At 63.7% G+C, this 16,326-nt stretch carries 19 protein-coding genes and 1 riboswitch; of the genes, 16 read left to right on the forward strand and 3 right to left on the reverse strand.

Translation table 11 applies throughout. The annotated features are described in order from the left end of the window. Nucleotide 1: 1 nt before the first annotated feature. The 7 genes from RHODMAR_RS08650 to RHODMAR_RS08680 are packed head-to-tail and all read left to right on the forward strand — an operon-like array spanning nt 2 to nt 6,809. Complete coding sequence (locus tag RHODMAR_RS08650) at nt 2-1,042, forward strand: MlaD family protein (protein WP_008713523.1); 1,041 nt, start codon at nt 2-4, stop codon at nt 1,040-1,042. Then, on the forward strand, nt 1,039-2,043 hold the full coding sequence (locus RHODMAR_RS08655; RefSeq protein ID WP_008713524.1) for an MCE family protein: 1,005 nt from the start codon (nt 1,039-1,041) through the stop codon (nt 2,041-2,043). Before RHODMAR_RS08650 ends, RHODMAR_RS08655 begins: the two co-directional genes overlap by 4 nt. Then, complete coding sequence (locus tag RHODMAR_RS08660) at nt 2,040-3,077, forward strand: MlaD family protein (protein WP_008713525.1); 1,038 nt, start codon at nt 2,040-2,042, stop codon at nt 3,075-3,077. Before RHODMAR_RS08655 ends, RHODMAR_RS08660 begins: the two co-directional genes overlap by 4 nt. Further along, complete coding sequence (locus tag RHODMAR_RS08665) at nt 3,047-4,204, forward strand: MCE family protein (protein ID WP_081605942.1); 1,158 nt, start codon at nt 3,047-3,049, stop codon at nt 4,202-4,204. The genes RHODMAR_RS08660 and RHODMAR_RS08665 overlap by 31 nt, the downstream gene beginning before the upstream one ends. Next, nucleotides 4,201-5,229 carry an MlaD family protein gene (locus tag RHODMAR_RS08670; protein WP_157226034.1) on the forward strand — a complete coding sequence of 343 codons (1,029 nt, stop codon included), beginning with the start codon at nt 4,201-4,203 and terminating at the stop codon, nt 5,227-5,229. Before RHODMAR_RS08665 ends, RHODMAR_RS08670 begins: the two co-directional genes overlap by 4 nt. Then, nucleotides 5,226-6,170, forward strand: coding sequence for an MlaD family protein (locus tag RHODMAR_RS08675; RefSeq protein ID WP_008713528.1), 945 nt, complete (start codon nt 5,226-5,228; stop codon nt 6,168-6,170). Before RHODMAR_RS08670 ends, RHODMAR_RS08675 begins: the two co-directional genes overlap by 4 nt. Before the next feature lie 42 nt (nt 6,171-6,212). Beyond that, a complete protein-coding gene (locus RHODMAR_RS08680) occupies nt 6,213-6,809 on the forward strand; it encodes a hypothetical protein (protein ID WP_008713529.1) in 597 nt (198 codons plus the stop codon). Nucleotides 6,810-6,824: 15 nt separating this feature from the next. On the opposite strand, the gene RHODMAR_RS28975 is transcribed toward RHODMAR_RS08680, so the two are convergent. Further along, nucleotides 6,825-7,928 carry a DUF4873 domain-containing protein gene (locus RHODMAR_RS28975; RefSeq protein ID WP_008713530.1) on the reverse strand — a complete coding sequence of 368 codons (1,104 nt, stop codon included), beginning with the start codon at nt 7,926-7,928 and terminating at the stop codon, nt 6,825-6,827. Beyond that, nucleotides 7,925-8,902, reverse strand: a complete 978-nt coding sequence (locus RHODMAR_RS28980) for a TetR/AcrR family transcriptional regulator (RefSeq protein WP_008713531.1) — start codon at nt 8,900-8,902, stop codon at nt 7,925-7,927. The genes RHODMAR_RS28975 and RHODMAR_RS28980 overlap by 4 nt, the downstream gene beginning before the upstream one ends. A gap of 79 nt (nt 8,903-8,981) precedes the next feature. Here RHODMAR_RS28980 and RHODMAR_RS08695 point away from each other — a divergent pair, with 79 nt between their 5' ends. The 4 genes from RHODMAR_RS08695 to RHODMAR_RS08705 are packed head-to-tail and all read left to right on the forward strand — an operon-like array spanning nt 8,982 to nt 11,801. Continuing rightward, a complete protein-coding gene (locus tag RHODMAR_RS08695) occupies nt 8,982-9,971 on the forward strand; it encodes an AurF N-oxygenase family protein (protein WP_008713532.1) in 990 nt (329 codons plus the stop codon). After that, nucleotides 9,968-10,828 carry a diiron oxygenase gene (locus RHODMAR_RS08700; RefSeq protein WP_042938481.1) on the forward strand — a complete coding sequence of 287 codons (861 nt, stop codon included), beginning with the start codon at nt 9,968-9,970 and terminating at the stop codon, nt 10,826-10,828. Before RHODMAR_RS08695 ends, RHODMAR_RS08700 begins: the two co-directional genes overlap by 4 nt. Beyond that, nucleotides 10,825-10,956 (forward strand): hypothetical protein, encoded by a 132-nt coding sequence (locus tag RHODMAR_RS29390; RefSeq protein WP_269744623.1) that lies wholly within the window; start codon nt 10,825-10,827, stop codon nt 10,954-10,956. Before RHODMAR_RS08700 ends, RHODMAR_RS29390 begins: the two co-directional genes overlap by 4 nt. Then, entirely contained in the window at nt 10,953-11,801 is an 849-nt protein-coding gene (locus RHODMAR_RS08705) for an SDR family NAD(P)-dependent oxidoreductase (RefSeq protein ID WP_008713534.1), read from the forward strand. The genes RHODMAR_RS29390 and RHODMAR_RS08705 overlap by 4 nt, the downstream gene beginning before the upstream one ends. 53 nt (nt 11,802-11,854) lie before the next feature. Here RHODMAR_RS08705 and RHODMAR_RS08710 read toward each other — a convergent pair whose 3' ends face one another. Then, nucleotides 11,855-12,403 (reverse strand): carboxymuconolactone decarboxylase family protein, encoded by a 549-nt coding sequence (locus tag RHODMAR_RS08710; protein WP_008713535.1) that lies wholly within the window; start codon nt 12,401-12,403, stop codon nt 11,855-11,857. Nucleotides 12,404-12,526: 123 nt separating this feature from the next. Further along, nucleotides 12,527-12,649: riboswitch (cobalamin riboswitch) on the forward strand. 26 nt (nt 12,650-12,675) lie between these two features. Between RHODMAR_RS08710 and RHODMAR_RS08715 the strand changes: the two genes are divergently transcribed. From RHODMAR_RS08715 to RHODMAR_RS08735, 5 genes are read left to right on the forward strand one after another with little or no spacing between them, the layout of a single operon-like run. Next, nucleotides 12,676-13,395 (forward strand): energy-coupling factor ABC transporter permease, encoded by a 720-nt coding sequence (locus tag RHODMAR_RS08715; RefSeq protein WP_008713536.1) that lies wholly within the window; start codon nt 12,676-12,678, stop codon nt 13,393-13,395. Further along, the gene (locus RHODMAR_RS08720; RefSeq protein ID WP_008713537.1) at nt 13,388-13,711 is read left to right on the forward strand and encodes an energy-coupling factor ABC transporter substrate-binding protein; all 324 of its coding nucleotides are present in this window, start codon (nt 13,388-13,390) and stop codon (nt 13,709-13,711) included. The genes RHODMAR_RS08715 and RHODMAR_RS08720 overlap by 8 nt, the downstream gene beginning before the upstream one ends. 35 nt (nt 13,712-13,746) lie before the next feature. Then, nucleotides 13,747-14,493, forward strand: a complete 747-nt coding sequence (gene cbiQ, locus RHODMAR_RS08725) for a cobalt ECF transporter T component CbiQ (RefSeq protein WP_232433603.1) — start codon at nt 13,747-13,749, stop codon at nt 14,491-14,493. Next, a complete protein-coding gene (locus RHODMAR_RS08730; RefSeq protein ID WP_008713539.1) occupies nt 14,490-15,332 on the forward strand; it encodes an energy-coupling factor ABC transporter ATP-binding protein in 843 nt (280 codons plus the stop codon). The genes cbiQ and RHODMAR_RS08730 overlap by 4 nt, the downstream gene beginning before the upstream one ends. A 48-nt stretch (nt 15,333-15,380) precedes the next feature. Beyond that, nucleotides 15,381-16,322 (forward strand): ABC transporter substrate-binding protein, encoded by a 942-nt coding sequence (locus RHODMAR_RS08735; RefSeq protein ID WP_042938485.1) that lies wholly within the window; start codon nt 15,381-15,383, stop codon nt 16,320-16,322. The last annotated feature ends 4 nt before the right edge of the window (nt 16,323-16,326 follow it).

A 16,326-nucleotide genomic window follows, 5' to 3' on the forward strand; every position in this document is an offset into this window, starting at 1 on the left:
CATGGCAGTTTTCGAGGATCTGTCGGGCCGGTCTGCCGGGCCCGCCACGCTCAGAACGCGTGGGCTGGTCGTCGTCGCGATCGTCGCCGTGGTGGCGGTGCTGCTCACCGCGTACGCCAAGGGATATTTCGAGTCGACGTACGCGTTGACCATCGATGCGGCGACCGTCGGAGACGGCCTGGCACCCGGAGCCGAGGTCAAGTTCAGGGGACTCGCGATCGGTACCGTCGATCAGATCGACACACTGGGATTCGGCCGACAGCGAATCGAATTGTCCATCGACGGAGCACAATCGGCAGAGCTGACCGATACGCTGCAGGCGCAGTTCACCTCGTCGAACGTCTTCGGTTCGACGGCCATCGAGCTGATCTCCGACGGCACGGGCGGAGCCCTTCCGGAGAACTCGACGCTCACCATTGCACCCGACAGTGCCAATGTCACCGTCACCAGTGTATTTCGACGGGTCGCGGCATTGACCAAGGTGCTCGATACGAACCAGGTGCAACACCTGAGGGATCTGCTGGCTCGGATCTCCTCGGATGTGTCGGAAAGCCTGAAGCCCTACTTCGACACCGCCCGCATGCTCACCGAGAATCAGATCGATCCGCTGTCACTGAAGTTGCATCGCGGCGGCGAACTGGGACAGGGCATCGACGATCTGATACCGCCGCTGCTGGATCTCGTGGTGGGAGTGGTGGACAACAGTGCCTATTACGAGCCGATGGACAACAGGACACGCACTCTCGACGCGATCGACGGACTGAGCAACGAATTGCTGTATCGGTTGGGCAAGATGCTCGAGACGAACAACCCGAACCTGACGAAGCTGCTCTCGACGACGCTCGACCTGTTGGTACCGATCACCGCCTCGCTCGGCACGCTTGCTCCGGCATACGACTGGGTCCCGACGGTCATCGACGGGGTTTCCGATGCGTTCCCGATGGTCGACGGCGCGCCGCAGCTGCAGCTCGACGTCATCGTGCGCACGATGCCGAACATGGCAAGTGCAGTGTCCGCATACGAAAGCCAGGGGGACCGGTGATCAAAGTGAGCGGAACCGTCGTCAAGCTGGTGGCGTTCACGGTAGTGATCGTGCTGTGCTCATACGTGATCGTCGCAGCGTTGAGAACGCCGGTGGGCGGTCAGAAGTCGGAATACACAGCTACTTTCGACGATGTCTCTGGACTGTACGAGGGCGACGACGTCCGCATGTCCGGTGTGCAAGTCGGCAAGGTCGAATCGATAGAGCTGGACGGCTCACTGGCAACGGTCTCGATGGAGGTCGAGTCCTCTCGGTCGGTGTACGAGAGCACGCAGGCAGCCGTTCGATACCAGAACCTGCTCGGCCAGCGGTACGTGGAACTGGTGCAATCGGGTTCCGATTCCGGGCTGGTGCTTCCTGCCGGTTCCACCATCGCGCTCGAGAACACGGTGCCCTCGTTCGACATCACCGAGCTGTTCAACGGATTCAAGCCGATCTTCGACACCTTGGATACCGATCAGCTGAACCTGTTCGCGGACAATATCCTTCATATGGTGCAGGGCGATGGCAGTGGAATAGCGCCGGTGTTGAAAGATATCGACACGATCACCACGTTCGCCACCCAGCGCGAGGCGATCATCGCCCTGTTGATCGACAACCTGGGGCGGATCTCGTCGACCATCGGCGGAAAGTCGGCGTCGGTGGCCAGCCTCGTCGAACAGTTGACCTCGCTGGTCTCGCGATTGAGTACCGAGATGGACCACGTTCTGTCGTCCCTCGACCGAACCAACTACGGCTTCGGCCCACTGGTCGGATTGGGCGAGCAACTGCGCGACGCCTACGACGGCGGGTACGCACCGGTGGACGGGATGCTTCGACGGCTGATTCCGCAGACCGATCAGGTGACGGAGCTGCTGGCATTGGCCCCGTCGTTGTTGACCGGATTGAACCAGAGCATCCCGGAGCCGGGGCAGACCTACTCGTGTAGTCAAGGGCAGCAGGATATTCCGGGAATCGGTCGTATCGTTCTCGGCAATCAGAACTTGGTGGTGTGCCGATGAACGGGCCGCAGAGATCTCCGCGTCGGAGCGTCCGCAAGGGTGTTCGCGACGAGCAGTCCGAGAACCGCAAACATCTGATCTGGGGTGTCCTCGGTACGCTCGTAGCCGCGGTCCTGCTGCTGGGAGCAGGCGTGGTGTACGCCGTGCCGTTCGGCGAGAAGACCTACCTTGCGCATTTCGGCTCGTCCGGTGGCCTCGCGGCCGGCGACGAGATCAGAATTGCCGGGATCGCCGTCGGCACCGTACACACCGTGGCACTTGCCGGTGACCACGTCGACATCACGTTCGGTGTGGACCGCGACGTCTTCGTCGGCGATACCTCCAGTCTCTCGGTGCAATTGCTGACTCCGATCGGTGGGCACTACGTCAAACTCGAGTCCACCGGCGACGAGCCGCTCGGAGATACCCCCGTTCCGACGGAGCGAACCAAGACCCCGTTCGACCTCTCCAAGACGCTCGAGCAAGTGACACCGTTGGTCCGCGACATCGACGGCTCGACGCTGCGCGCGACCATCGCGGAGGTGGACGAGGCGTTGACCGTCCAGCCGGAGTCGACTCGCCGGGTGGTCGACAATCTCACCCAGCTCACCGATGTGATCGCTCAGCGCTCCGATCAACTCGAGAGAGGTTTGGCGGTGTCCGACGAGTACACCGCCGCTCTGTCGTCCGACCAGCTGATGCTCGACGAGTTGGTGCGTCAGCTGGGGACATTGACGAAGGGGTTCGGTGACAAGCGCACCGATGTCGTCAGCGCATTCGATCTCCTGAAGCGCTTGTTCGAGCTCCTGCACCGACCCTTGGTGGCGTACGAGGAGGGAGTGGAACCTTCCGTGGTGCAACTCGAGGAGATAGTGCAGAAGGTCTTCGCGCAGTTCGGTGACTTCGATACGGCGCTGACCCAGGTCAAGACAGCATCCGATCAAATCGGTGCGTTGGTGGCACACGGCGGAGCCGACGGGCCGGTCGTCGACCAGTCACAGAGCGTCATCACCGGTGCGGGCGTGTGTATTCCACTTCCAGGGAAGGCCTGCTGATGGCTCCGCAGTGGAGACGACCGGTGCTCGTCGGGGCGTCGTTCGTCGCAGTGATCGCACTGACGACGACGGTTGCGTCGGCGAGCGGTGTCATCGATGTCGCGAGCCGAACATCGAGCGTCTGTGCGGAATTCACCGATACGGTCGGTCTGTACGAGGGAAACTCGGTCTCGATGCTCGGCGTCGATGTGGGAACCGTGACGTCCATCGCCGCCGACGAGAGCGTTCCCGACGGCGTGCTGGTGACCATGGAGGTCGACGAGAACCTCGCACTACCGGCTTATGTGGGTGCGGTGACGTTGTCCAGTTCCATCGTCACCGACCGGCGCGTGGAGTTCACCGAGCCGTACACCGGTGGGCCCGAACTCGACCGAACCGAGTGCATCCCGTTGGCGCGCACCCGCACCCCTCTCGGTGTGAGTGAGACTTTCGATGCGGTCTCGAAGCTGGCCACGGATCTGCTCGGTCCGGCCGATGCCGACGGCAATCGACCGGAGATTCTCGGCAACACTCTTCGATCGCTCGACGGCGCTCTGGACGGATCCGGACCACAGTTGAATTCGGCCCTTCAGCAGCTGTCGGTGCTGGTGGGAGAACCCACCGATCGGGACGCCACCGTGCGCCGCCTGATCGACAACATCGACAAGCTCGTCGACGTGTTCGCGGTGAACTGGCCCGACGTCGCCACACTGCTCGACAACTTGAAGGCGGGCATGGTCACGCTCTCCGAGTTCACCACGGAATTCAGCGGCGCAGTGGGGTTGTCGGTGGAGCTGATTCCCGTCCTGGCAAGACAACTCGACAAGTACGGCGACAAGATCTATGGATTCCTCGACCAATTGATACCCATCGTGGACGTGGGGCTGGGCCGAATCGGTGACATCAAGGACATTCTCGAGCAGGTCCCCACCGTGAGCGATTCTCTGGTGACGCTCTACGACGAGGATCTACGGGCAGGCCGATTGACCTATCACCCGCCGCGATTCGAGATCGACACCAACTCTCCGAACGAGATCTGCGCGTTGATCAACACGTACCGACCCACCTGTTCGGCCGACCAGCAGCGCGGCGATGTCATCGACGTCGGACTGGTGCAGTTGATTCTCGGATCGGCGGGATGGCGATGATGCGCACGCGACACCGGACCGCAACGATTCTGGTGATCGGGACGGTGATCGCCGGGTGCAGCGTGAATCCGGCCGATCTGCCCATCCCCGGCAGCTATGTCGACGGAGACAAGTACACCGTGGACATCGAGTTCGCCAGCGTGCTGAATCTGCCGGCCAAAGCCAAGGTCGTCGTCGACGGCGTCGATGCCGGGGTTCTGGACTACGTCACCCTCGAAGACGACAAGGCAGTTGCGACAGTCGATCTGGCGGCCGAAGTCCGGCTTCCCGAGATGACGATCGCCGAACTTCGGCAGAGCACGATTCTGGGCGAGATCTACATCTCGCTCCAGCCTCCCGAGAATGATTCCGGCAACGGTGAATTGGTGGACGGCGATGTCATTCCCCTCGAACGCACCGTACCGGCGGACAACGTCGAGGATGTACTGCGCGGGTTGTCGAATGTGGTGACCGGCGGGCACGTGGTCCAACTGCAGGAGGCGGTGAACAACTTCAACGCTGCGGTACCGCAGGATCCACAGATATTCGATCGGGTGAACACTGCAGCCCGTGCGGCCATTACCGATCTCGGAGCGAACACCGGCGACATCGACCGTATTCTCGCTGCAGCAGAGGGAGTGTCGAACACGCTGGTACAGCAGGAGGCGGGACTGACGCGGGTCCTGGACCTCGGCCCATCGCGGGCGCAGGGACTTTCCGAGGTGCTCTTCAGCGTGGTCAACTTGATCTTCGCCCTCGGCTACGCGACGCAGCATGTCGGTGACGTACTCGCTCCGCCCTATCAGGAACTCAGCGGTGCGATCGCCGTAATCCTGCCCGCGATCATGACCATCTCTTCGGCCGACACCACCGTGCCGATGAACGCCGAGAAGGTGAATGCTCTACTGCGAGAACGTCTGGTGCCGTTCTTCTCGTCGACGCCGAACATCGCTGTCGACTCTGTTGTGGCCGAAGGTGCACCGGACGCAGGGGCCAGGGCGGACGAGATGATCGGCGTCCTGCGATCGATCGGAATAGTGCGATGAAATTCTCCACGGTGTTCTCGCTCGTCGCCCTGTTGATCCTGACCGTTGCCGGCGTCGGCTACATGAGCATCGGTGTTCTGGGTATGGACCCGCGTCGCCACCACAACACGGTCACCGTGGAATTGGCGACCTCGGGTGGCCTGATGGACACCTCGCAGGTCACCTCGCGCGGCATGAAGATCGGCAAGGTCGAGGGCATCGCCGTCACCGCCGCCGGCCTCGACGTGACGCTGAGTCTGGATGCAAGCCATGATATTCCGGTCGATTCGGATGTCATCGTGGCCAACCTGTCGGTGGCGGGGGAGCAGTATCTCGACATCCGACCGCGTCGTGCAGGCGCGCCTTTCCTGCACGACGGGTCGGTGATCCCGGTGGATCGGACGGTCGTATCGGCTACCGTCAGCGAGACCCTCGGGCAGGTCGATTCCCTCGTGGCCCAGATCGACACCGGTGCGCTCTCGGGACTCGCAGCGACTGCGAACAGCGCGGTGGCGGGCCGTGACTCGGAGATCGACAATCTCGTCGACACCTTCAGGCTGCTCGCTCTGACGTTGCGGGACAAGAACGAGGAGATCCGGCATCTCTACGACAATGCCCAGCAGCTCGGCAGACAGGCCTACGGCTACGGTCCGGTACTCACCGATGCCGGCCCGTGGGTGGGGGCGACCGGCCAGGGGGTGTCCAGTCTGCTGCAGGCATTCGAGCAGTATTCGTACGTGGCCTCGGACGTATGGGACGACCCGATCGGTCCACTCATCACCAAGATCGACAGCTATCTGACCCCGACGTCCCCGGACCTGGCGCTGATCGCCACGTTGCTGAAGCCGTACACGGCCCCCATCGAACCGTTGCGGGTCGACGCAGGGAAGATCATCGACATGTTGGGTGGGGCCTTCCCGGAGGGAGGACCCGCGCGAGTAGCCGTGACCATCCCGAACTGACCGATTTCTCGATCCGACTCGACGACACTGGAGTGACCCCCGATGACCGATACCGCGCCCACTCAGGAACACGGCACCGCGGCCGAGAGCTCGACGCCGGCTACCCCCGAAATCTCGACGACCCCCACTCAGGATGAGTCCGGTCGGTCGACGTACTCGGTGGCCGCGGTCGTCGTGGCGGTCGTCGCCGTGGTGGTGGCAGCGGTGTTCGGCTACCTGTGGTACTCCGCCGCCGGCGATCTGGACGCTATGCGGCAGCAGGAGACCGAGCGGCAGATCGCGTTGAACACGGCCAAGGATTACACGACCAGATCGCTCACATACGACTACAACGACCTGGACGCGTTCTTCTCCAGTGTCAAGGATGGTGCGGCGCAACCGTTGCAGGATCGGTACGACGGGGTGAAGGACGCACTGACCGCCATCATGTCGGAGTCACAGGTGGTCGCCTCGGGTGAAGCGCTCTCGGCTGCAGTCGATTCCGAGACCGACGGGGTGTACAAGATCTCGGTGTACGCCAAGCAGCAGACCCGCAACGTGCAGTCACCCGACGGCGGCTCGGTGGACAACATTCTCGCCGTGACCGTCTCCGATCACGACGGACGTTGGATCGTGGACGACTACGGCCCCAAGAACTGAAGTCGCTTCGGCCGATTACTGTTTGGTGGCGCTGACGAACTGAGCGAGTCCGCGGATTTCCTGTTCGATATCGGTCATCCCGGCGCGGTCGAAGATGTCGGTGAACTGGTTCTTCGGGAACATGCGCACTCCCATTCGGCCGGATCCGACACCGACGACGGTACGCATCGGGGCGGAACCTAGTTCACAACTGGTCATGATCGCGATGCGCCCGCCCGGGCGTAGGACGCGGATCAGCTCATCGACCACCCGGAACGGCTCTGGCACGAGATACAGAGCCGCGTAGCAACATACGGCGTCGAATGCTCCACCGGCGTACGGCAGGTGGGATGCATCGCCCCGCACGTAGGCGGCCCGAGCCCCGCGGTTGTCGCGGACTGCTCGGGCAATCATGGCCTCGGAGATGTCGAAACCGACGGCAAGGCCGTCTCCGGTGAGGTGCTCGGACAGGAACTTCGTGAAATTCCCTGGGCCGGAGGCCACATCGAGTACCCGCTGCGAACCGCGCAACTGCAGGTCGGTCACCGCCTTGGCACGCTCGGCCGACATCGACAGTCCGCCGATCCCCATCATCGACACCCCGAACGGACGCCAGATCTTCTCGTAGATCGCTGCGACACCGCGGTTGTTCATCGCCCGGCTCGCCATTGTCGGATTGGGTGCCCGAACATCGCGCAACGTCTCGACGTAGCCACCGTCCGTGGTGACCTGCTCGCGTAGTGATGCCGGCTCGATCATGGCGAGGGCGCGGTTCAACGCCGCATCGGCGGGTGCGGGGTCGGTCACGAATTCCTCCTGATGATGGATGTGCAGGTCGGTTTCCAGCGAATACGGTGGTGCGCTCCTACCCTGAACGCGGTAGCGACCCCAGAAATCGATATCGCCGACTGTCACGGCAGCACTTCCGGTTTCGGTACTGAGGAACCCGGTCTTGTTTCCGCTCTCGCCCAGTAGATCCCTGAGCTCGGCGTGTGGACGCACCCGGCCGTACCAACGGAAGATACCGTCGATGGGCTGGGAACGACCCCGAAGGTCCACATCGACCTCGAACGCCCGGCCGGCGACCTCGAGAGTTGCGGGGCCCCGGAAATCGGGCTCACCGGCGAGTTCGGTCGTCACGGTGCGGTAGGCCCTTCGGTTCGGCTGAAAGCGAGATGCATCGGCAGGTTCGGGTCGATGGCGATCCCGGACAGTCGGCAGGCCGACTGGACGACGCCGGCCACGATGGCCGTCACGTACTGCGAGAATTCGTCGATATCCATGCGCGACGCATGAGCACCAGTCGGATCGCTGGCACGTCCGTAGTCCAGCCACCAATCCGTAGCCGACGCCACCGCCCCGAAGCAGGCGTACGAGACCATCTCGGCAGTGCCGGGTTCCATACCCTGACCGCCGGAGGCGTCGGTGAGCACAGCAGCAAGACGACGAGCGGTGGCGCGGGCGGTGTCCAGACCTGGGTCGTTCCGCGGGCTCCACTCCTGTCTCTGGTCGTTCCGCGGGCTCCACTCCTGTGCCTGGTCGTTCCGCGGGCTCCACTCCTGTCTCTGGTCGTTCCGCGGGCTCCACTCCTGTCTCTGGTCGTTCCGCGGGCTCCACTCCTGTCTCTGGTCGTTCCGCGGGCTCCACTCCTGTCCCAGTTCGCCGCTGCGGGGTGCAGCCGGGGTCGGTCGCGCGGTGAAGTGGCTGTGCACGAGGAATCGAAAGAGGTCGGGGTGTTCGTCGACGACATGGGCGAACTCGGTGACGCCGAGTCCGACCAGCTCGGTCACCGAATCCTCGATCAGGTTGATGCGCTCCATGATGCGATCCCACACGTCGGCCTGAACGCGCTCGACGACGGCACTGTAGAGGTCGGTCTTGTCGGTGAAGTGACGGTAGAGCTTGGGTTTGGCCGCACCGGCTTCCTTGGCGATATCGCCCATGCTGACGTCGGGTCCGTGTCGGTCGACAGCGCGTAGGGCGGCATCGACGAATGTCTCGCGCACGGCGATTCGGTGCTCACGCCATCGTTCCGAACGCGCATCGGGGCGCCCGGATGTGGCCTGTCCGGATGCGGGCTGTGCACCCTTGACATGAATCGTGAGGTCGATCACAATTTTCGACAGTACCCATTACCGGCGGTACTGGCTACCTCGGAGATCAGGTTGCCGATCGCCACAGCAGGGGGGTTCGATGGCAGAGTCACGTTCCGCGGTCGTGGCCGTGGGCCCGGATCGACGGCCCATCGCTACGACTACGGCCGATGCGCCGAACGTCAAGGCGCGCAGTGTCGGTGCCCGCGAGAAGACCGCCGCGCGGCTGCTCGGTTCCACGGCGAACAAGTTCTACGACGCCGAGGTCGACATCGACTGGGATGCTCCGCTGCAGGAGGGCAAGGGCTGGATGCCCGAGCATCGGATCTCGCTCTACGGAACCGAACTGTGGGACACCCTGACCCCCGAGCAGCGCATCGAACTCGGCAAGCACGAGATCGTCAGCATTCTCTCGTTCGGTATCTACGCCGAGACGTTCCTCAGTGCCAACCTGCTGCGGGTGTTCGGCCGCGGCACCCTCTCGGACCATTCGCTGTACGCAATTGCAGAGATCGGTGAGGAATCCCGGCACTCCATCATGTTCGGCAAACTCATCGAGAAGGCCGGACTGCGCCCGTATCTGTTGCCGCGAACGAGCTTGTTCTGGGTCAAGCTCGGTCAATTCCTGCCGCTGGGGCCGGCGACCTACGGGGTGACGCTGCTCATCGAGGAAGTACTCGACCGCGGTCAGCGAGAGGCGATGAACGATCCGAACATGCAGCCACACCTGCGGCAGCTGATGAAGATTCACGTTCTCGAGGAGTCGCGGCACATCACCTACGCGCGGGAGGAGATGGTACGCGGCATGCAGGCCACGAATCGAGTGAACCGGGCGCTGCACAGGGTCATTCTGGCTGCAGCTGCCAATGTCACCTATCCGTTGCTGATCGATCCCCGGGTCTACCGGAGCGTGGGTATCCGGCCATGGCGTGGGATCAGGACCGCTGTGCGCAGCGAAACCTACTCGGCCAACATGCAATTCGTGTCCGAGCCGATGGTGCGGTTCTTTCACGAGGCCGGCATGTTGGACGGCGTCGTGACCCGCTGGCTGTGGCGCATGACTCGGGCCCTGCCGGCCGACATCACGTGAGCCGTCAGGAGGTCGTGTACGACCCGGACGTCGACATCGACTGGAACGCGCCGTGGCGTCACGATCTGTTCGCCATGTCGCCGGATCGAGTCACGGTGTACGGCAGCCGTGTGTGGTCGCGGTTGGGTGACGAGCGGCAGCGCGAGCTGGCGCTGCAGGAGGCGGTGAGTCGATGGAGCGTCGCGGCGTACCTGTCCGCGATGTTGACCGCCGATCATCTTCGCCAGGTCGCGTTGACGGGGTTGAACAGCACCGCAGCGCGGGACTCACTGCACGAAGTCGGTGGGGGAGCCCGGTCGGTCACGACGTTCGGCAAACTCGTTCGCGCGAGCGGAATCACGCCGTACCGGTTGCCGACGGGCTCGGCCACCGCGGTCAAGTTGTTGGCCTTCCTGCCACTCGGCGCGGCGTCGAATGCGGCGACGTTGCTGGTCGAACAGACGGTGTCCACTGCGTTCGAGGATGTCATCGGCGACGAGACCATCGAGCCGCACGTGCGACAGGCAATGAAAATTCATGCTGCAGAATCGGTATCGCGGTTCGGGTATGCACGCGATCAGGTGCGCCGGTCATTGGCTGCGTCGGGACCGGTCCGGCGGGCCTACCATCGAGTGCTGCTCGCACTGCTCGCCAACGCAGTGCTGCGGCTGACGGTATCGCCGCAGGTGTACCGAGCCGTCGGCGTGAGTCCCGTGCGCGGCTACCTGTCCGGGCGGCGAAACCGGCACGCTGCGCGGCGGCGAGATGCCGAACCGGTCGTCGAATTCCTTTCCGGTGTTGGGATGCTCGACGGTGCTCTCACCGGTGTCCTGTGGCGCATGAGCGGCGTTGCCCCCGAACCCGAAGAGAATCGATGACTGCGCACCGCACGGGCGTCGATCGAACGGTGTGGCCGGGGTTCACCGGGCAGTACTGGCAGCGCACCCGCACGCCCGATTGCACCGAATACGAACTGCTGCAGGCGAAAGAGAACGTGAGTATATGAAGAATTTGGGAAACAAGGTCGCTGTCGTCACCGGGGCCGGATCGGGTATCGGACGGGCATTGGCAATCGATCTCGCGGGCCGGGGCGCACAGCTCGCGCTGTCCGACGTGGACCCGCGTGGGCTGGCCGACACGGTGGCGTCATGCGAGAAGGTCGGGGCGCAGACCCGCTCGTACGAGCTGGACGTCTCGGACCGCGCCGCGATGTACTTTCACGCAGACTCGGTCGTCAGCGATTTCGGCCGAGTGAACCTCGTGATCAACAACGCTGGGGTCGCACTCAATGCAGACGTCCTCGATATGAGCTGGGACGACTTCGAGTGGGTGATGAACGTGGATTTCTGGGGAGTCGCCAATGGCACCAAAGCGTTCCTGCCCGCATTGATCGAGTCGGGTGAAGGTCACCTGGTCAACATTTCGAGTGTGTTCGGGCTGATGGGTATCCCGGGCCAAAGTGCTTACAACTCGGCCAAGTTCGCCGTACGAGGCTTCACCGAGGCGTTGCGTCAGGAAATGAAGATTGCACGTCACCCCGTCGGAGTCACGTGCGTGCATCCGGGCGGTATCAAGACGAACATCGTGGCGAATGCGCGTGGGATGGACAGTCTGGGTGATACCGACAAGGTGTCCGAGGCGTTCCAGCGAATAGCCAGAACCACACCCACGCGTGCGGCGCAGGTGATTCTCGCCGGCGTCGAGAAGAACAAGCCTCGGGTGCTCATCGGGCCGGACGCCCGAGGGTTCGACGCGATTGCGCGCATCATCGGCCCGCGCTACCAGGACATCATGGCCCCGCTCAATCGACTGGGCACCGCAGCGGGTAAGAAGCTGCGCATCACCCAGTAGCTCATCATTGTGTAATGCTGCACCGAGTAGCGGCTGGCCCCGGGCGTTCGGCCTCAGCGTTCGGTGTAGTCGCGTTCGACGCGTAGGGTCCCGAGAGTGGTTGCGAGGCCGTCGTATTGGGTGACCAACAGCATGAACTCGAGGAGTCGGCGTTCGTCGAACTGCGTCGCGAGCTCGGCCCACGTGGCGTCGGCGAGGGTCTTGGTGGCGATCAGTTCGTCGACGGCGGTCAGAATCGTGCGGTATCGCGCCGACAGGCCCGGCGCGTCGGGTCCGGTCTTGATCGACTCGAGTAGGTCGCGGTCGATACCCGCGCGTTTGCCCAGCCGAACGTGGTGGTCCATCTCGTACGCGGATTCGCGTAGGTGAGCCACACGCAGGATCACCATTTCCGATTCTTTGCGCGAGATCTTGCCGCCGGGCATCAGGTGCCCGCTGTAGAACAGCCACGCTCGAAACAGGCCGCCGGTACGCCCGAGGGTGGTGAACAGATGGGGATTGGGCACCCCCGCGCCCTTGGCGATGACCTTGCAGATGACCCAGTTGACGGGCCCGAGAGTCTTGGCGGTTCCGGTCGGAATACGTGGAGTGGTCACAATCACACCCTACCGACTGGTAGCTCCGCCGTCTCGGGCGAACGGAGTGGCGCGTCGGGGGACCAGAACGCCGATTCTCGCGTTCGGACTGCTCGCCCTGTACTCAGGTCGCACGGGTTCGTGCGATCATCTACCTCGAAGTGTGCTGGTGCGGGGAACCCGGTGAAATTCCGGGACGGTCGCGCCACTGTGAGCGAACTCGACGTGTCGAGTTCGCGAGTCAGATTGCCGAACCAGCACGTCGACTCACATCGGACGCGTCATCCAGGGAGTTACACGTGCATATTGCAGAAGGATTTCTGCCGCCCGTACATGCGGCGGTATGGACCTGCGTCGCAGCACCGTTCGTCGTTCACGGTGCCCGCGCAGTAGTACGACAAGTCAAGGAGAACCCGGAAAGTCGGCTGTTGCTCGGCGCGGCCGGAGCGTTCACCTTCGTCCTGTCGGCCATCAAACTGCCGTCGGTGACGGGAAGTTCGTCCCATCCGACCGGTACCGGGCTCGGTGCGGTGCTGTTCAGGCCCCCGGTCATGGCGTTTCTGGGCACGCTCGTGCTGCTGTTCCAAGCGGTACTTCTCGCTCACGGCGGGCTGACCACTCTCGGCGCGAACGCGTTCTCGATGGCCATCGTCGGTCCCTGGGTCGGATACGGCGCCTACCGACTCTCGACGCTGCTGGGAGGCGGCCTGCAGGTCTCGGTGTTCTTCGCGATGGTCTTCGCCGACCTGTCGACGTACTGCACCACCTCGGTGCAGATCGCGTTGGCGTTTCCCGATCCACAGACGGGCGTGGCCGGTGCCGTCGCGAAGTTCCTGTCGATTTTCGCGGTCACGCAAATTCCCCTCGCCGTTGCCGAGGGCTTCCTCGGCGTCCTGGTGATCAGAGTGTTGCGCACCGTCGCGCTGCCGGAATTGATCAAACTCGGCGTGCTTCCGGCACCGAAGTCCCCGGTCTCCAACGATGTTGCGTCGACCGAGAATCGAGCGGCAGATGCGTAAGAGCACCGTCATCACCATCATGTTGATTGCCGCGATCGTTGCGATTGTCGGCGTCGCGCTGTTCGTGGACTCGCGCCGAAGTGGAGACGAAGAGCGCTTCGTGGGTACGGATTCGGCTGCCACCAGCCGCATCGAGGAGGATCATCCGGACTACCAGCCCTGGTTCCAGTCGATCTTCGCGCCCACCTCGAGCGAGGTCGAGTCGGGCCTGTTCGCGTTGCAGGCGGCCCTGGGCGGAACCGTTCTGGGATACACCGTAGGTGCGTTGCGGGGCCGGCGTCGCAACGAATCCGTGACCACTGCGACGTCGCCCTGAGCGCCGCCCGCCGCGGGGCGGTGCGCGGGTTGTCCGTGGACAACGCGGCGTGGTCGAGTGCGTGGCGCGACCGAGCAGTATCGGACAAGGCACTACTCAGTTTGGGTTTGGTGATCTGCGCGTTGCTGCTTCCGGTGTGGCCGGGATCGGTGATCGTCACCGCAGTTGCCCTGGGCTGCAGTATTTTCGGGGCGCGTACACCGGTACGGCTGCTGTTCGGTGCGCTGCGGGCACCGGCCGTGTTCGTCGCACTCGGGGCTGTATCCATCGCAGTCACGGTGACGACCGAACCGCATTTCGCGCTCGGCGTCGGTCAGGCCGGCCTCGTGCGCGCCGGTGAGGTGACGCTGCATGCGGTTGCGGGAACGACGTCGGTTCTGCTGCTGGCGATGTCGACACCGATGGTCGACATTCTCGACGGGCTTCGGCGCTGGCGGGTACCGAGCGTCTGCGTCGACATTGCGGCCCTGATGTATCGGATGCTGTTCATCCTGCTCGATTCGGTCGGAACGATCCGTCAGTCGCAGGCCGCGCGGCTGGGGTACTCGTCTCCTCGACGGGCCATGGCGTCAACCGGGTCGCTCACCGCGTCCGTCCTACTCAAATCCTGGGACCGCGCCTATCGATTGGACGCGGGACTGGCTGGACGCGAATTCGGGACCGAGACACGCACACTGCGCACCGATCGGCCGAGTTCTCGGTGGTTCGTGCTCGTGTCGCTAGTGGGCTTCGTGGCGATAGTGGCACTGTCGACGGCACCGATCGGACGTGAATTGCTTTGACGCACCTCGGAATCGCCGGACGGGAACTGCGAGTGTCGTATCTCGGTGGGCCGGTGGTACTCGCCGGAGCCACGCTGAAGGTCGAACCACATTGCCGAACAGCACTTCTGGGCGCGAACGGATCAGGCAAGACGACGTTGCTGCGATGCTTGGCAGGTGCCGTCGAACCGGAATCCGGGCGGGTCGAGATCTGCCACGAGACTCTGAAGTTCTCGAGAGCCGGACTGCGTGCGCACCGTCAGCGCGTGCAGCTGGTGTTGCAGGACCCGGACGATCAACTGTTCTCGGCGGACGTCGAGCGAGATGTTGCGTACGGGCCGTCGAACCTCGGGCTGTCCGACTCGGACGTGCGCGATCGAGTGGACGAGGCGTTGCAGCTGATGGGCATCGAGCACCTCCGCCGTCGACCGACCCATCACCTGTCCTACGGGGAACGTAAACGGGTCGCGACGGCGGGCGCTGTGGCCATGCGTCCTGCCGTGTTGCTGTTGGACGAACCGACGGCGGGTCTGGACCCGGTCGGAGTGGACGAGATGTTCGGGGCATTGGACCGGTTGGAGAAGGCTCAGACGACGGTGCTGCTGTCGACGCACGACGTCGCTCTTGCGCTGGAGTGGGCCGATTCGGTGGCCGTTGTCGTCGACGGTGTGGTGCATCAGGGTGTTCCCGACGACGTGCTCTCGGATGCGACCCTGTTGGGCAGGGCGCGGCTGAAGATGCCCTGGGCGTCCGAGCTGGCCGCGGAGTTGGTTCGCGCGGGAATGATCGCTCCCGACGCCACGCCCCACACCGTCGAGGAAGTGATGGCGGCACTTCGACTCGGCGTGTTCGATGTGTGACCGTGGCCGACTTCCGCATATTTAATAGGTGAGGCTATCCTTTGCAGCATGATCCAAACGAGACCTCGAAAATCGACACTGCGGGCTCGAACGGCGGTATTGCTGATGGCGGTCGCTGCTGTGACCAGCGTTGCCACGGCCTGTTCCGCAGCGGATCGAGCGGTCACCGCAGACGGATCGACGCGACCGATCGACACGGTTCGGGGACTGGTGGACGTGCCCGAGGCCCCGTTGCGCGTTGTCACTCTGGAGCCGGTCGAACTCGACACCACCGTCGCCCTCGGCATCCTGCCCGTCGGTACCGCGGTGCTCAGCGAGGAGAGCGGCGTGCCGTCGTATCTCGGGACGGACGCGGCAGGCATCGCGACCGTCGGCACGGTGGCCGAGCCGACCATCGAGGACATCGCTGCCCTCCGCCCCGACCTCATTCTGGGCACGGAGACTCGCCACGCCGAGTACTACGACCAACTCACAGCCATTGCGCCGACGGTGTTCATGGCCGCCCAGTCCGATCCGTGGAAGGAGAACGTCCGGTTCGTCGGACGCATTCTCGGCAAGGAGACTGCGGCCGAGGGCTTGCTCACCGCGTACGACGACCGCTGCACCGAGATCGCCGAGAAGTTCGATACCGCCGGTCGGAGCGCCCAACTCATCCGACCACGCAACGGTGAGCTGACGCTCTACGGACCGTCGTCCTTCGCCGGCAGCACACTGGAATGCGCAGGATTCACCACTCCGCCGAGGCCGGAATGGGCCGACGAGATTTCTGTCGACCTCTCGCCCGAACTGGCAGCCCAGGCCGCAGCAGATCTGATCGTCGTCACCGCCACCGACCCGTCGGACCCCGCGGCCATACCGGCGTCGATCACCGCCAATGCAGCCGCGCTGCCGAATCCGCACGCGGTGGATCAGTCCTACTGGATCACCGGGGTCGGCCCCAAGGGCGGGCAAGCCGTGCTCGACGACATCGATCGGATTCTCTCGGAGTAGAAAC

This window comes from Rhodococcus sp. AW25M09 (assembly GCF_000333955.1).
GTDB lineage: Bacteria > Actinomycetota > Actinomycetes > Mycobacteriales > Mycobacteriaceae > Rhodococcoides.

Bases quoted from the DNA above. Each gene is read 5' to 3' on its own strand.
- RHODMAR_RS08650 (WP_008713523.1), top strand. From the start codon at position 2: ATGGCAGTTTTCGAGGATCTGTCGGGCCGGTCTGCCGGGCCCGCCACG.
- RHODMAR_RS08660 (WP_008713525.1), top strand. From the start codon at position 2,040: ATGAACGGGCCGCAGAGATCTCCGCGTCGGAGCGTCCGCAAGGGTGTT.
- RHODMAR_RS08670 (WP_157226034.1), top strand. From the start codon at position 4,201: ATGATGCGCACGCGACACCGGACCGCAACGATTCTGGTGATCGGGACG.
- RHODMAR_RS08675 (WP_008713528.1), top strand. From the start codon at position 5,226: ATGAAATTCTCCACGGTGTTCTCGCTCGTCGCCCTGTTGATCCTGACC.
- RHODMAR_RS08680 (WP_008713529.1), top strand. From the start codon at position 6,213: ATGACCGATACCGCGCCCACTCAGGAACACGGCACCGCGGCCGAGAGC.
- RHODMAR_RS08695 (WP_008713532.1), top strand. From the start codon at position 8,982: ATGGCAGAGTCACGTTCCGCGGTCGTGGCCGTGGGCCCGGATCGACGG.
- RHODMAR_RS29390 (WP_269744623.1), top strand. From the start codon at position 10,825: ATGACTGCGCACCGCACGGGCGTCGATCGAACGGTGTGGCCGGGGTTC.
- RHODMAR_RS08705 (WP_008713534.1), top strand. From the start codon at position 10,953: ATGAAGAATTTGGGAAACAAGGTCGCTGTCGTCACCGGGGCCGGATCG.
- RHODMAR_RS08720 (WP_008713537.1), top strand. From the start codon at position 13,388: ATGCGTAAGAGCACCGTCATCACCATCATGTTGATTGCCGCGATCGTT.
- RHODMAR_RS08735 (WP_042938485.1), top strand. From the start codon at position 15,381: ATGATCCAAACGAGACCTCGAAAATCGACACTGCGGGCTCGAACGGCG.